Annotated in this window: 9 protein-coding genes; 7 read left to right on the top strand and 2 right to left on the bottom strand. The window is 43.3% G+C overall.

Annotation, left to right across the window (positions count from 1 at the left end):
- Nucleotides 1-45: 45 nt before the first annotated feature.
- Entirely contained in the window at nucleotides 46-960 is a 915-nt protein-coding gene (gene nlpI, locus D6V41_RS15600; RefSeq protein WP_277750982.1) for a lipoprotein NlpI, read from the top strand.
- A gap of 6 nt (nucleotides 961-966) precedes the next feature.
- Complete coding sequence (locus tag D6V41_RS15595; protein WP_136252471.1) at nucleotides 967-2,625, top strand: SEL1-like repeat protein; 1,659 nt, start codon at nucleotides 967-969, stop codon at nucleotides 2,623-2,625.
- Here D6V41_RS15595 and cysZ read toward each other — a convergent pair.
- Nucleotides 2,540-3,349 (bottom strand): sulfate transporter CysZ, encoded by an 810-nt coding sequence (gene cysZ, locus D6V41_RS15590; protein ID WP_136252470.1) that lies wholly within the window; start codon nucleotides 3,347-3,349, stop codon nucleotides 2,540-2,542. The genes D6V41_RS15595 and cysZ overlap by 86 nt on opposite strands.
- A gap of 197 nt (nucleotides 3,350-3,546) precedes the next feature.
- Between cysZ and smc the strand changes: the two genes are divergently transcribed.
- From smc to ligA, 3 genes are all read left to right on the top strand, one after another.
- Nucleotides 3,547-7,059 (top strand): chromosome segregation protein SMC, encoded by a 3,513-nt coding sequence (gene smc, locus D6V41_RS15585; RefSeq protein WP_136252469.1) that lies wholly within the window; start codon nucleotides 3,547-3,549, stop codon nucleotides 7,057-7,059.
- Nucleotides 7,060-7,130: 71 nt separating this feature from the next.
- Complete coding sequence (gene zipA / locus D6V41_RS15580) at nucleotides 7,131-8,696, top strand: cell division protein ZipA (protein ID WP_241664569.1); 1,566 nt, start codon at nucleotides 7,131-7,133, stop codon at nucleotides 8,694-8,696.
- A gap of 47 nt (nucleotides 8,697-8,743) precedes the next feature.
- On the top strand, nucleotides 8,744-10,768 hold the full coding sequence (gene ligA / locus D6V41_RS15575) for an NAD-dependent DNA ligase LigA (RefSeq protein ID WP_136252468.1): 2,025 nt from the start codon (nucleotides 8,744-8,746) through the stop codon (nucleotides 10,766-10,768).
- A gap of 25 nt (nucleotides 10,769-10,793) precedes the next feature.
- Here the strand turns inward: ligA and D6V41_RS15570 are convergent, their stop codons facing one another.
- A complete protein-coding gene (locus D6V41_RS15570) occupies nucleotides 10,794-11,306 on the bottom strand; it encodes a DUF2062 domain-containing protein (protein ID WP_136252467.1) in 513 nt (170 codons plus the stop codon).
- Between the two features lie 184 nt (nucleotides 11,307-11,490).
- On the opposite strand from D6V41_RS15570, the gene D6V41_RS15565 reads away from it, so the two are divergent.
- On the top strand, nucleotides 11,491-14,007 hold the full coding sequence (locus D6V41_RS15565; protein WP_136252466.1) for a ComEC/Rec2 family competence protein: 2,517 nt from the start codon (nucleotides 11,491-11,493) through the stop codon (nucleotides 14,005-14,007).
- A gap of 75 nt (nucleotides 14,008-14,082) precedes the next feature.
- Nucleotides 14,083-15,837, top strand: coding sequence for a lipid A export permease/ATP-binding protein MsbA (gene msbA / locus D6V41_RS15560; RefSeq protein ID WP_136252465.1), 1,755 nt, complete (start codon nucleotides 14,083-14,085; stop codon nucleotides 15,835-15,837).
- Nucleotides 15,838-15,839: the final 2 nt, after the last annotated feature.

Genomic DNA, 15,839 nt, shown 5'->3' with positions numbered 1-15,839 from the left:
TTTTTATTACACTAGCAATATGATTGATCTACATATGTGGCGATCTTGAGCTATTATCGATTTCTCCCTATCGTTTTCGTTTCTATGAGTTTGGCACTTGGCGGTTGCGCGTCTCAGCCCCGTGGCGTGAGCGTTAATTCTTTATTGCTTGCTGAACCTGAGCCCACCAGTCAGCGTTCTCAAATGGTGATTGCCCGCTACACGCATATTCTTTATCAAGCGCCTTTAAGTGATGAAGAGCGCGCAGAACTTCTGTTCCAAAGAGGTATCGCCTACGATTCAATTGGCTTAAGCAGCCTGGCAAAGCTTGATTTTACCGAAGCGCTTCGCTTAAAGCCTGATATGGCCGAAGCATATAATTCTGTTGGTGTACATTACGCGCAAGAGCGTCAATTTTTGCAAGCCTATGAAGCTTTTGATTCAACCCTTGAAATTAATCCGGATTACCACTTTGCCCGATTAAACAGAGGCATCGCGCTGTACTATGGTGGTCGCAGTGAGTTGGCCACAAAAGACACAAAAGCGTTTTTAAATCAGGATGAGAGCGATCCAATCCGGGTGCTTTGGCATTATATCGCGACACGAAAGGTCGATGAGCTTGCAGCACAACAGGTACTGTTAAATGCCCGCAACAAGCTTGATGAAAGTCTATGGTCAGTCAGTTTGGTTGATTTTTACTTAGGTAAAATTGATGAGGCAGGCGTGGTTGCCAAACTAATTGGTGACGTGCAGTCTCAGGCACAGCTAAATAACCGATTATGTGAAGCCTATTTTTATTTGGGCAAATACCATGCAGCAAACAATAATCGAAGTACCGCTGCAAATTACTTCAAACTTTCTTTAAGTACCAATGTGCACGAATATGTTGAGCACAAGTACGCGCGAATGGAGTTGGCTAATTTACGCGCCGAAAATATTAAAGCGCAAGAATCTCGCGAAGCCGCCTTTGAGAATCAATAAGCATTCATGCTGCTAACATCTGCTCGTAAGTATCGGCCCAAATTAATACCAGTAGCCGCGCTTTTATTCACTTGCTTTATACTATTTTTGTTAAAGGGGAGTGATAATTATTCTCCGGCGCTGCTTTATTCTCAGGCTCAAAATATCAATTTAGATGATTCAAGTCGCTCTGGCTTACTTTATCAGAGTGCCATTTTGGGCAATGAAAATGCACTGGACGCTTTAATTTTAAAAAGCGTCAATACAAAAAACAGCTATTGGTTAGAAGCATTGGCTAAACACGAATACGCTGAGGCAGCTTATCAACTGGCACTTTTAAAAGATGCTCAAACGCAGCAAAAAAAATGGTTTCGCAAAGCCGCTGAATTAGGGCATTCGCAAAGCCACTTCGAAATGTCGCTTATTTCAACGAAAGCTTCGCAACGCTTTGCTCATCTCTATGCCTCTGCACAAAAAGACTATGCGCCTGCGGTAATTACGATAGCACGTTATTTTTATCAGCACCCTGATGATGCGCAAAGTGATTTAAGGCAGCATTTACAATCAATACACAGTCAATTACCAGACATGAATATAAATCAGCTGGATGCACAATTTGAGCAGCAACTTCATGCAAAATACTGGTTAGAAAAAGCTGCAAATTACGATGGTCAGAGTGCGTACTACCTGGCGAATATATATTATGCAGAGCATCAGCTTGATAAGGCAAAGCGCTGGTTGAAGCAGGCCGTTCACAATGGTTTTGCGCCAGCTGAAAACTATTTACATGTGTTAACTCACTACCAGATTCAACCCGCGCACACGCTCTTTTCAGATGAGCCTGTTTCAGCTTCTGTCAATCGCGATTGCGCGCAAACACTGCAGTTTGTAAGCACAAGTTTGCATTCTATGGTGCAAGCCAAAGCCTTCAAACAACGCTTTCTCGAAGACGCACGGTTTTCCGAACTGCCCATTTGTATTAATGATATTGCTTGGTTAGCGCCAGATGTATTAAATTGCATCACGCACGAAGCGAATAATCGCATTAGCTGTAATTTAGATGCCTTGACAAAAATAAAAAAGTACCCCGACTTCACTCATTTGGTTGTTTTTGCGCCGCAGGGCAAGGCCTACGTGCAACGAGGTGTAATGTATCTCGACCAAGCTGATGAATATTCAGTGTTTATTCATGAGTTAGCCCACTTTGCCGGTTTTGTAGATGAATATGCGCTTAGCACTCAATTGGCCGAAATGCACTGTACTAATTCCGATGCGCCTAATTTGTTGGTACAAGCGTTTTCTCAAGAAAACGTGAATATGTCGACTTCATTGATGGCGCATAGCAAGCATCAGTTGTGGCAAGAACTTGAAGGGAGTTTGTCACTTGCACCAAGTCGCACATGCAGCAATGCAAACGTACAAAGCTATAAACCAAGCGCGGATATCACCTTTTTGGAGCATCATGATACGCAATATATACCCGATATTTACATTAGTTTGTGGCGCCATCAACTTGATAAATACCGCTCACAAATGCCGTTTATCTATGCGTTTCTCCATCATTTACATGCACATGCAGATGGGTCAATTGAACAAAGTACTAGCCTTGAGCATTGGCAAGGGGTGCTTGAGCGTCACGCATCGCTAGGGCATCATCACGAAGGCGTTCAGTCCACATCGCCGTAGCGCCGCATATGGCAACTGGCATCACTAAAAAATTTACAACCGGTATGAGCGAGAATATGTTCACCATCAAACCAAAGCTAAAGCAATTACTTTTATGCTGGAGTAATTGCTCGCGCATCGGTTTAAAGCCAATTTTGTGATTATCAAACGGATAATCGCAGTATTGGATAGCCATCATCCATGCGTTGAATAAAAACCAGATAATTTGACCGATAACAGGCAATATAAAAAAGAGGATCAAAAAGCCAAGCGCTCTCGGGATGAAATACAGCAGCTTTGAAAGCTCCCGCCCCAGGGTCCGGGGAATGTCCTTAACAACATCCAGTAAACCTTCATCGCCCATGGGAAGATTTAGCAAATGGCGCTCTACCTTTTCACTTAAGAGGCCGTTAAAAGGCGCTGCGATCCAATTGGCAAGTGTTCCAAATAGCAAGGCAAATACTAAAAGCACGGTGATAACAGCGACGGGCCATAAAAGGTAAACCAGCGCATCCTTAAGCCAGCCTAAAAAGTCCGGGATAAAGCTAATCACCCAGTCTACGCCTAGCTGGATATAATCCAGAATGAAATAAAAAGCCGTAGCAAACAGAATTATATTGATAAAAAGAGGGACAAATACGAAACGCTTCAGTCCTTTGGTACGGATAAGTTCAAAACCCTGGAAAAAATAGTTGTAGCCACTTTTGTTTGGGTCAGCATTGCCATTTGCCGCTGGTGTTTGCATATCGACCTTTTTCCTTTAAAGAGATAAATTAGCGTTCATTCGCAGTTACATGATAGAAGTGTACCTAATAAAAAAGGTGTTTGCAGTGTGCTCATAGCAAAAAGATATTTTCAATTGTTACGAAGTTTTTCTATCATGCATAGCTTACGCGATAATCGTAGTAATGTAGTATGTGTGGCGGACCTTATAATAAATAAATGCGCTTAAAACGAATTCGTCTGGCAGGATTTAAATCCTTTGTAGACCCAACCAATATTCCCTTTCCCGGTGATATGACTGCGGTAGTAGGGCCAAATGGATGCGGAAAATCCAACGTGATTGATGCCGTACGTTGGGTCTTGGGTGAGAGCTCTGCAAAAAATTTGCGTGGTGACGCCATGACAGACGTGATTTTCAATGGTTCTAGCGCACGAAAGCCTGTTTCACAGTGTTCAGTTGAACTGGTATTTGACAATAGTTCAGGGCGTATAGGCGGAGAGTACGCAAAGTATAACGAGCTATCGGTAAAACGCATCGTTACCAAAGACGCGATATCCAGCTATCAATTAAACAGCGCAAAATGCCGACGCAGAGATATTACGGATTTATTTCTGGGGACGGGATTAGGCCCGCGAAGCTATGCGATCATCGAGCAGGGCATGATTTCGAAACTTATCGAATCAAAGCCTCAAGAATTGCGTATTTTTATAGAAGAAGCCGCTGGCATTTCCAAATATAAAGAACGACGTAAAGAAACGCTAAACCGAATCAGTCATACCAAAGATAATCTCGACAGACTGGAGGATGTACGCCAGGAATTGGGCGATCAGTTAGCTAAATTAAAGCGTCAAGCCGCTGCTGCCACTCGCTATAAAGAACTTAAAGCGCAAGAGCGATTATTAAAAGCGCAGCTCGCTACCATGCGCTGGCTCGTTCAATCTGAATTACTCAAGCAATCCGACGATATCATTGCCGACTATCAACAGGAACTAGAGGAAATTATTTCAGGCAAACAAGGTGATGAGTCGGGATTGCAAGCTTTGAAGAACGATCAGTCTATTAGCAAACAAGCCATCAGCGATCTGCAACAGCAAATTTATCAGCTTGGAAACGATATAACGAAACTTGAACAGTCCCAGTTGTTTGCGCGCAAGCGCGGTAGTCAGATTCAGGCGGAAATTGACCAGCTCAAACAATCCACGCAACAAATAAAACATGCGCTTACCGGGATGACTGATGAGTTAGCGCAACAAGAAGCGCAAATCATGGAAAGTGAGCCGGAAAAAGAAAGCCTGCAGGCGCAGTTAGACGAGGTTCAGGCAAAGCAATACGAATTTCAGGACAAACTTGATGAGGCAAATCACCAATTAAAGCAGGCAGAGGACGCCTATCACGCTCAAAAGCAGACTTTGCAGCAAAAGCACGGTCAGCTTCAACAAACCTTAAGCTTACAGCAGCGAACAGAATCTCGTATTCACGAGCTTAAAGACGAACTTGAGCAGCATCAGTCTCAGTCAGATGACCAGATACAGAGGCTTGAAGAAAATCTTTCAGATTTAAGCCAGAAATTGCATGAACAGGCAACGCATACCAGTCAGCTTGAGTCTGAATTATCCGATCTTAAGCAGAGCCTTGAAAATGAACAACGCGTACTGCAGCAGATAGAAACGCAAGCGATTCAGCTTCAAGCAAACTTTGATGCCTTAAGTGCGCTCCAACAAAGTGAACAGCAAAGCCCGTCATCTTTTATCGATGCTTTTAAAACCCTTCCTGCCTGGCAGGCATTTAGTATCGAAGAGGGTTATGAAAAAGCGCTTGAAACTGCGCTCAATGCCATAAGTCTGATGCAGTCTGATACGCTTGTTATAGAGGGGATAACAAGCAGAAAACTAGTGGATATGTTGAAAGAAGGCTCAAGACGAGAGTCGGCAGGCACAGACGCCGAAGCGCTTGCAACTACTCTGCTATTTCAAGACAACTTCAGCGAGAAGAAAACCCCCGGAACGCTTGCACAAAAAGTAAAGCAAAGTCATGTACCCGATATTTTTAACCAATATGTTTTAGCAGAAACACTGATTGATGCACATCAGAAGCTTGATTCACTGGCCCAAAATGAATACATCGTTACGCGCGAGGGCTATCTGATCAATCATGCTATTTTTGCTTCAAAGGCCAAGCACGAAGACGGGAAAGTGATCCGGGAAGCAAGGCTTGCGGAGCTTACAAAGCAGTTAAGCCAATTAGCGGCGCACAAAGAAAAGCAGATGGGTATCGTTTCCGTTAAGGAACAAGCGTTCGAACTTAAACGCAGTGACGTTTCGCAAGCGCAACAAGATTTTCGTGAAACGCAAAATGCACATGCGCTATTAAATCGCGACGTAGAAAATGCGAAGCAAGTTAAAGCGCAATTTGAAGCAAGACTCAGTCGTTTGTTAGACGATATTGCCAAGCAGGAAGAAATGCTTGTTCAGGAGCAGATGAGCTCAGAGAGCTTAACCGAAGAAATTGAGCAGGCGAGTATTGATGCTGCCGAACTTGAGTCGCAAAAACTTATCCTTGAGTCTGATAAACAAAGTCTGCAAATTCAACTTCAGGCTGTACAAGGCCAGTTTCAGTCCTTGCAAAGCCGTTTGCACGAGCAAATGCTACTTAATCAACGTTTGCAAAACAGTTACCAATTGCTCAAAGAACAGCGCAAAAATAAAGATCTGCAAATTCAGGAGAATGAAGAAAAGATACTCTTGTTACAAGAAGAAGCAGAGACACTGCTTTTACCAAGTGAAGATCAGCAGGCTAAGTTGCAGGATATGTTAGCAAGTAAAGAAGCCTTAAGCGAGCAACAGCAGGCTAAACAAGTTGAACTTGAACATATCGAAGAGAAAATTGCGACAATTGAAAAAGGTCAAATAGGCATTAATGCGAAAATTGACGAAATTAAACAAAAAATCGAAAGCGAACGGTTAAGTGCACAAACTGCAAAAGTAAAAGCGCAGTCGTTTATTGAACAACTGGCAGAAATGAAGCAGAACGTTAAGGAAGTCCTTGAAAACCTTCCCGATGACGCCAACGAAAAAGAGTATCAGTCGCAGCTCGATTCTGTCAGTGCAAGTTTGTCCCGTTTAGGTGCAGTGAACTTAGCGGCAGTAGAAGAGTATGAAGAACAGGCGGTTCGAAAACAGCATCTGGACGATCAAAACACCGATTTGACCCAAGCGCTTGAAACACTTGAAAATGCAATGCGCAAGATCGACAAAGAAACACGCGCAAAATTTAAACACACCTTTGACCAAGTGAATGAGGATTTGAAAACGCTTTTTCCAAAAGTGTTTGGGGGTGGTTCTGCTTACCTGGCATTGACGGACGATGATTTGCTTGAGACTGGTGTAACGATAATGGCAAGGCCACCGGGCAAGAAAAATAGTACAATCCATCTATTATCCGGTGGTGAAAAAGCGTTAACCGCATTATCATTAGTATTTGCGATATTCAGGCTTAATCCGGCACCGTTTTGCTTGTTGGATGAAGTGGATGCGCCCTTAGATGATGCAAATGTGGGTCGATTCTGTAAACTAGTCTCTGAAATGTCAAAGACGGTGCAGTTTATATACATTACGCACAATAAAGTGGCGATGGAAATGGCGACTCACCTTACCGGGGTTACTATGGCTGAACCTGGCGTATCACGCATGGTCTCAGTAGATATGGAAGAAGCACTCGCCATCGCAGAATAAACGAGATAAGAATAAAATTAAGAGCAAGTGTTATTAACAAAATTGCGGTATAACAAAAATAAAGGACTGTAATGCAAGAAGAATTACGAATTGCTTTTTTTGTGATTGGGATCGTGTTCATCGTGGGCATCTTGGCGCATGGCTGGTGGACGGTCAGAAAAAACAAACAACAAAGCCGCCCCAACAGTTTTCAACCAAGAGGCTATGAGCCCAGATTTTCAAACGACGATCTAGCCGAAGATGTTGAACTGGACGATTTCTCTGATGATGATTACGACGATGTCGGTGTGAGTGAAGCGCGCATTATCAGTTCAAATAGTCAAACTGCCAAAGGCAATGTATCTCAAGCTCATAATGGCCCGGGCGCCCATGAAGACGAAGATGAGGAAGACTTGGCACCGTCACAATTTTCAACGCCTATTACGCGTAATGCTCCTGAGCGTGTTGTGATCACCGATGATGACGTTGCAGAACATTTTTCTGAAGAAATGGGAGCGGACAGCAAACGCGCCAAGCCTGACGGTCCCGTTTATGCGGGAGTGGTAACGCAACCCAAGCCAGGATTTAAGAAACCAGAACAAAAAGAAAAACGAAGCGACGATCCCGCGAAATCGAGCGATTTTGGTCCCATTCCTGAACCTCCAGGATTTTTGTTAAAAAAGACAAAAGATCAGGCGGAGCGTGAGACTGATGCTAATCAGAATAAAAGCACCACGCATGCCCAAGAACTGACAAACACAAATAAAGATGCATCTTCATCAGAAAAACAGCCTTTTGAATCTGCACCTGACTTTTCACTTGATGTCCAGCAAGGCCCTGTTTCTAATGCTGCTTCTTTAAAAGATAATGATAAACCAAGTGCTGCTGTAAAGGAGCCAATCGCATCAACAAATTCAGAAGCTACTGGCGATGATGACAAGGAAAAAATCAAGCCGGTTGAAGGCGTAGAAAAAGAGTTAAGTTTTGCTGAAAAAACGAAACGTCTTATGCGCGGTAAACGCAAAACACTTGCCGAAAAAATTCGAAAGGAACCCAAGCTTGATGCCGCAAGTAAAAAAGCTGAAGATCAAATGCGTATCGATTTTGAATCTTCACAAAGTGCAGAAAATGAACCATCCCGTGGCACTGATGCCAGCATCGATAATCAGGCAGATACACAAATTAAAAGCAGCGAAGGTACAAACGAGCAATCTCGTCAGGAGCATCCACCAGAGTCAGATGTGTTAGTGCTTAATGTGCGTGCGAGCGACGATAATCCAATTAGTGGGGCGGCACTTCTGCCAATGTTGCTGACCTTAGGCTTTAAATTTGGTGAGCACGATATCTTCCATCGTCATGTGAACACAAATGGAAAGGGCCCTATTTTATTTAGCCTAACGAATATGTTTAAGCCGGGAGTGTTTGATATAGATAATATTGAAAACTTTTCCACCTACGGTGTTTCGCTTTTTATGATGCTGCCAATTGATGGGGAAGCGCAGCAAGTATTTAATATGATGCATAATGCTGCGCGTAAAATATCTGAAGAATTCGGCTGTAAGATACTCGATGGAAATAAAGTGCCTTTATCAAAACAAAGCTTACAGCAATACAGTGAGCGGATTCGTGTATTTGAACGCAGCCGATACTCGCGATAGCGCGCGTCCAGGCACTAACCTAATAATCTAACGAGATAATCACCGAGATGTCGACACTCTCTTTAGCACAGCAACATGCGCAAATTAAACAGCAATTAGAACAATTCGCACACGAATACTATGTACTCGATGCGCCTACCGTGCCTGATGCTGAATACGATCGCCTTATGCAATCGCTGATTGCAATAGAAAAAGAGGCGCCACAATTAAGAACCGCAGATTCTCCCTCTCAAAAAGTTGGCGGTGCTGTTTTAAGCAAGTTTGAAAGTGTTGAGCACGAAATTCCAATGCTTAGCTTAGACAATGGCTTTGAAGACGATGATCTCGTCGCCTTTGAACATCGCATTCATGACAGACTAAATATGTCTGAAGATATCGAATTTGCTTGTGAACCCAAACTGGACGGTTTAGCGGTTTCGATTTTGTATGAAAAGGGTATTTTAGTCAGAGCGGCGACACGTGGCGATGGCCAAACAGGTGAAAATATCACTGAAAATGTGAAAACGATCGCCAATGTTCCCCTGAAACTTTTAGGTGAAAATCTTCCCTCTCGTTTAGAAGTGCGAGGCGAAGTGTTTATGCCGAAAGAGGGTTTTGAAAACCTTAACCAAGTACAAAAAGAAAAGGGCGCTAAAGTGTTTGCTAATCCTCGAAATGCAGCGGCAGGCAGTCTGCGTCAGCTGGATTCGAAAATTACCGCCAGCCGCCCGCTTCGTTTTTATGCTTATTCTGTCGGTGTATTGGAGGGCGGCGAAATTGCAGCGCTTGAAACTCACAGTGCTCGCTTGGCGAAACTTTCAGACATGGGCCTGCCGCTATGCCGCGAGAGTGACGTAGCCGTTGGAGCCAAAGCCTGTATTCACTACTTTAATAAGATTGGTGAAATGCGCAGTGATTTGAGCTATGACATTGACGGAGTCGTTTTTAAAGTCAATTCTCTCAACTTACAACAGCGCTTGGGCTTTATTTCAAAGGCACCGAGATGGGCTCTCGCACAGAAGTTTCCTGCTCAGGAAGAAATGACAATCTTGCGAGCCGTTGAATTTCAGGTGGGAAGGACAGGTGCAATCACACCTGTGGCCAGATTGGAGCCTGTATTTGTAGGTGGCGTGACTGTGTCAAACGCCACTTTACATAATCAGGACGAAATTAAGCGTTTGGGAGTCAAGATTGGCGACACAGTCATAATTCGCCGTGCAGGTGATGTGATCCCTCAGCTTGTGTCAGTGGTTGAAGCTAAGCGACCCGAAGACGCACAGGATATCGTGTTTCCAAGCCGCTGCCCCATTTGCGACAGCCATATTGAAAAAGTTGCATCAGAAGCTGTTGCTCGCTGCACCGGCGGCTTGGTGTGCGGTGCACAGCGCAAAGAAGCGATAAAGCATTTCGCATCCAGAAAGGCGCTCGATATTGATGGTTTAGGGGATAAACTGGTTGAGCAATTGGTTGAACAGGGATTGATTAACAATCCTGCTGATTTATTTAATTTAACCATACCTCAGCTTACCTCCCTGGAACGCTTTGGTGATAAATCCGCTGTGAATTTACTGCGCGCACTTGAGACCGCGAAAAATACCACACTGGCAAAATTTCTGTATGCCTTGGGAATTCGCGAAGTAGGAGAGGCAACCGCGCGTAATTTAGCACTTCATTTTTTAAGTCTGGATAAAGTGATCAGTGCGAATTTGGATGAGCTAACTGAAGTAGCGGATGTAGGTGAGGTTGTTGCCCATCATATTTATGAATTCATGCGAGAGCCTGCGAATTTGGACATTATTCGTCAGCTACAGGAAGCCGGCGTAAATTGGCCTGACATAGAAGTAGCCTCTGCTGAGCAACAGCCTCTGGCAGGCAAAACCTTGGTACTCACTGGGACGCTTTCTCAAATGGGAAGAAGCGAAGCAAAGGCGAAGCTGCAAGAGCTTGGTGCGAAAGTGTCTGGAAGTGTATCCGCAAAAACAGATTTGCTTATCGCAGGCGAAAAAGCGGGCTCAAAGCTGAGTAAAGCAAATGAACTCGGTATTGAAATTTGGGACGAACAGAAGCTTGTTGATTACTTAAACAGTTTGTAAGTTTTCGCGCTTTGATAAATACCGTTTAGACCTTGTCAAAGCGCTTGCGCCATGCACGATTGACCGACCATCTCCAAACCCAGTCCATTCCAAAATAGCCAATTGCGCCAGCAATAATTGAACATATTAAACAGCCCAACAAAAAGGCAGGTCCGAAGGTAGTCAGTGATTCAGCTACCCATGCCCAGCTCAATTCAAAATGAAACTGCGACATTTCAGTCCCAAGTACAGTACTCCCTACAAGATAAGCGCAATAAAATATAGGTGGCATGGTAAGTGGGTTAGTGATCCAGACGGTTGCAATGGATAAGGGCAGGTTAACACGCAGCGGAATTGCCATTGCAGCAGACAATACCATTTGAAAAGGAACAGGCCAAAATGCAAAAAAGAGTCCCAGGCCAAAGGCGCCTTTTGCCGAGCGCCTGTTTAGATGCCAGAGATTAGGATCGTGCAGCAAGCTACCAAAAATCTTGAGTGATTTATTGGCAATCACGGTTTTGTGATCAGGTAAATATCGCTTAATAAATTTTCTAGGCATATTTTCTAAGCATATTTGTTAAAACTTCTTTTAAACATTGTGTTTAGCCAACTGACTGGTACGAGCGCTAATTTGTTTACTATTCGCATTGAGGTTGAAATTGAGCGTTACTGACAAGACACTTTGTGTGTTTATTGCCGTATTCTTAAGTTCTATATTATGGCCTAAATTGCCAGGCGTTTCATTGATAGTCTGCAGTTTATTGCTCGTTATATTCGTACATTTAACGCCAGTTAAGTCATTACCTACCTTATCGGCCTGCTGCGTGGGCGCTTTACTGGCTTTTGCATGGGCCTCAAGTATGGGGCATTGGTATAGTCAATGGCAACTCAATGATGCAATATTTCATCAAAATATCATCATTGAAGCGCGCGTCACATCGGTAATTTCGCCGTCACTTAACAAATCGGAACAACAAGATTCACTTGAGGGAATCTCTTCGCTTCGCTTTAATGTTGAGTTAGCCCGCGCAGGCAAGTACAGGCTCTATACAGAACCTGAAGTTAGACTCTCGTGGTATAAACCGTCATTTCATATTCAGCAAGGTCAAAAGCTTAAGCTCCTGGTAAAACTCAAACCACCTTCAAGCCTTGCTAATCCGCATAGCTTCAATTACCAAAAATGGTTGGCAGGTAAAAATATAGTTGCAAGTGGCTATGTGATAAATAGTCCTTCAAACGAAATACTTAATGCGAGTTCTTCATTGCGACAGCGGGCAATTAACGAGCTTGCCAGGCATTCTCTAAAAACGACTTCGTGGCTAAGTGCACTGAGTTTTGGTTATCGGGGAGATTTTAGCGACGATGATTGGGAACTCTTGCAAATAAGCGGAACCGCGCACTTATTTGCAATATCGGGACTGCATGTAGGTGTCGTATTCAGTTTCTGTGTATTGCTTTTTAAGCGACCGCTTGCTTATTTGCTAAGTCTATTTTTTCACAGGCAGCTACAGCTTAATCCAGTCTATTTTGTGCTTGCAGCCGGTATTTGTATTATTTATGGCTATCTTGCAGGCTTTGAGATCCCCGTTGTTCGAGCTCTCATTGCGATGGCGCTTGGCGTTTACCTGCTCGTGTTTAATCAGCACTGGCGTTTAATCAGCATCTTTTTACATTTGTGCTGCCTCATATTCTTATTTTTCCCATTGAGTATATTAGGTTTAAGTTTTTGGTTTAGTTTTTTAGCCGTTGTCAGCATTTGGTTATTTTTATGGCGTTTTAAAGCGCAAGGATACGCAACAAAACAGACATTAAACGACAGCAAAAACGATAGCTATGAGCAAGGCTATACAAGGGTAAAATCAGCATTCTTTCGTTTTTGCTCTAATTTTTGGCTAATGATAAAACTGCAATTTTGGTTATCTGCTGTCACTTTACCGCTTAGTTGGTATGCATTTGGGCACATTCCAATGTTCGGAATTATCGCAAATCTTCTGCTTGTGCCAATAGTGAGCATGGTACTGGTGCCTTTAACGCTTATTGCAAGCGCATCTATGCTTTTTGGTTTAGATATGCCCACATTATTTATTTGGGCAGATAAGATTATGGGTGTTTGCATCGACATCATGAAGTATTTGAGCGCTCAACATATAGCCTCGGGCTTTGTGGTTCAATCTCCCGATCTTTCTGTTTTGATAACGATTGCGATAGTCATCTTACTCTTGTTACTTCCTTTTATGAAATGGCGCAAAAGGATGGTCGCGTTTGGGTGTTTGCTAATCGTCAGTAAGACAATTCCGGATAACATGCACGTAAGTGAAAGCCTTTCTCAATTAGCGCTTGGCGTGGATAAAAAAATTATGGATAAAAATGTTACCAGTAAAATAAATAAAAATGCCGAAATTGAGTTAATTGTATTTGACGTTGGGCAAAGCAGTGCGGCTTTATTAATCAATCAACAAACATCATCAAGACCTCGTATGTCAGAGGCCTTAGCAATGAATTTGCCAGCGGCAAATAGCCACCAGGACGAAAACGCATGGTTGTTTGATACCGGCAGCGCTTCGCCGTCGGGATTTTCCATGGCTGAATCTGTGATTTATCCTTACTTGAAAGGACAGAGAGTTGAGCGACTTTCCCGCGTCTTTATTAGTCATTTTGACAACGATCACGCGGGTGGTTTGGCTTTTTTACAGTCTCACATTGAGATCCTGTCAACGCACAGTGTGCGCGATGATTGTATTGCTGGTCAGCGCTGGCAGATGAATAAGTTTGTCAGTGTTCAAGCGCTTTGGCCCCTTGAGCAAACATCGGGAGATAACAATAATGACAGTTGTGTGCTGATGCTCAATGTTAACGGAACAAAAGTATTGTTTGCGGGTGACATTGAGCATGAAGCTGAAACGGCAATGCTGAGTTATTATTCGTCGCAAGATGGAGATCTTGACGCGCTTAACGCTGATATTCTTCTTGCTCCTCATCACGGAAGTGAAAGCTCATCCACTCCAGCCTTTGTCAACGCTGTTTCAGCACAGACGGTGATTTTTCAATCCGGTTTGTATAATCGCTGGAACTTTCCGCATCAAAAGGTTGTAGAGCGCTATCAAGACACAGCTCAGGCGCTTTATGAAACGGGGAGAAATGGCGCGATACGCATTCGTTTTTCCGTTTCGCTGCATGCGAAAGCATCTACTGATGATTTATATAAAATAAGTAGCTATCGGGATGATGAATACTCGCGCTGGTATTTTAAAGTTAAGTGACGCTGATGTTTAGGTCTTGCTCTAACTATCTGGTATACTTGCGAAATAAATTAAATAAGATCCCAATCTGTATTGATGAATATCCCTGTAACAAAAAAGCCTGTCACCAAAAAAATCATTCGTCGTTTTCTGACCTATTTGCGCCCTTATAAAGTGTTATTTCTGGTGGCAATTATCGGCATGATTGGCTACTCAGCTGTCGATACTTTTGTGTTTATGCAGCTACAGCCTCTTATCGATAACAGTCTAAATACGGGTAACTATAATTATTTGAAATTAGCCGCTTATTTTGTGGTGCCCCTATTTTTACTGCGTGGTGTCTTTAATTTTATGGGTACCTATACTTTGGAGTATGTGGGGACCAAAATTGTCATGACGATGCGTCAGGAGCTTTTTGATAAATATATTCATTTACCTACTGAATTTCATGACCACACTTCTAGTGGCGCACTTATTTCAAAAATAATTTATGACACAGAACAAATAAGAAATGCGGCCGGAAAGGCATTGTTAACTCTGGTGCGCGAAGGCGCGCTTGTTATTGGCTTATTAGCCGTAATGTTTTACTACTCTTGGCAACTTTCGCTCATCTTCTTGTTTATTGGGCCTATTGTCGCGCTTATTGTGACTTATGTGAGCAAACGTTTTCGCAAGGTAAGTAAAGCCATTCAAGCGGCAATGGGCTCTTTGACTTCATCAATAGAGCAGGCCGTAAAAGGGCACAAAGTTGTATTGATGCACGACGGCCAGGCGCTTGAGTCGAAGCGATTTTCACAGCGAAACAATCAAAACCGTCAGCAAACCATGAAGCTTGTTACTTCACAAATATTAAGTGTTTCAAGCATTCAAATCATCGCGTCAATTGCGCTTGCGGTGGTCTTGTTTGTTGCCAGCACGCCTACCATGGTCGAAAAACTAACCATTGGCGTGTTCATGAATGTGCTGGTTTGCATGATCATGTTGCTGAAACCTTTGAAAATGCTTACTACCGTCAATACCGAATTTCAAAAAGGCATGGCTGCCTGTGCGAGTATTTTTGAAATATTGGATAACGAGGATGAAGAGGACAAAGGTGAAATAGAAATTGCGCGGGCAAGCGGCGCACTGGCGTTTAAAGACGTAAGCTTTACCTATCCTACTAAAAACGAACCAGCCCTTAAAAATGTCAGCTTTGAAGTCAAACCTGGTCAGACTATTGCATTGGTAGGGCGCTCAGGAAGTGGCAAATCAACCATGTCTAACCTGCTTACTCGTTTTTACGCGCCAAGCAGCGGTGTAATAGAGTTAGATGGACACAACATTCAAGACATAAAACTACGCAGCTTACGCAAACAATTTGCGCTGGTCTCTCAACAAGTGACATTGTTTAACGATACGATTGCCAATAATATTGCGTATGGAAAACAGGAGCAGGTGACTCGCGAGCAAATTGAACGTGCATCTGACATCGCGCATGTCACCGACTTTGTTGCAAAGCAGTCACAAGGTTTTGATACCCTCATTGGGGAAAATGGTCTGATGCTTTCTGGCGGGCAGCGACAGCGTATTGCAATAGCTCGGGCAATATTGGCCGATGCGCCTATCCTGATTCTTGATGAGGCCACTTCTGCGCTTGATACCGAGTCTGAAAAATTCATTCAGAATGCCTTGGACGAGCTACAAAAATCACGCACCAGTATTGTGGTTGCGCATCGTTTATCAACTATCGAATCGGCGGATTTGATTTTAGTGGTGGAAGATGGGCAGATTATTGAGTCTGGCTCTCATCACGATTTGTTAAATGCTGATGGTATGTATGCCCAGCTTCATAAAATGCAATTTGCAGGCTAACT

Origin of the sequence: Ningiella ruwaisensis, from assembly GCF_004798935.1 — a bacterium.
GTDB classification, from domain to species: domain Bacteria; phylum Pseudomonadota; class Gammaproteobacteria; order Enterobacterales; family Alteromonadaceae; genus Glaciecola; species Glaciecola ruwaisensis.
This window is presented reverse-complemented; position numbering and strand designations above follow the sequence as displayed.

What these genes read in the sequence shown, in the direction of transcription:
- D6V41_RS15595 (WP_136252471.1), top strand. Translation starts at nt 967, where the DNA reads ATGCTGCTAACATCTGCTCGTAAGTATCGGCCCAAATTAATACCAGTA.
- cysZ (WP_136252470.1), bottom strand. Translation starts at nt 3,349, where the DNA reads ATGCAAACACCAGCGGCAAATGGCAATGCTGACCCAAACAAAAGTGGC.
- smc (WP_136252469.1), top strand. Translation starts at nt 3,547, where the DNA reads ATGCGCTTAAAACGAATTCGTCTGGCAGGATTTAAATCCTTTGTAGAC.
- zipA (WP_241664569.1), top strand. Translation starts at nt 7,131, where the DNA reads ATGCAAGAAGAATTACGAATTGCTTTTTTTGTGATTGGGATCGTGTTC.
- ligA (WP_136252468.1), top strand. Translation starts at nt 8,744, where the DNA reads ATGTCGACACTCTCTTTAGCACAGCAACATGCGCAAATTAAACAGCAA.
- D6V41_RS15570 (WP_136252467.1), bottom strand. Translation starts at nt 11,306, where the DNA reads ATGCCTAGAAAATTTATTAAGCGATATTTACCTGATCACAAAACCGTG.
- msbA (WP_136252465.1), top strand. Translation starts at nt 14,083, where the DNA reads ATGAATATCCCTGTAACAAAAAAGCCTGTCACCAAAAAAATCATTCGT.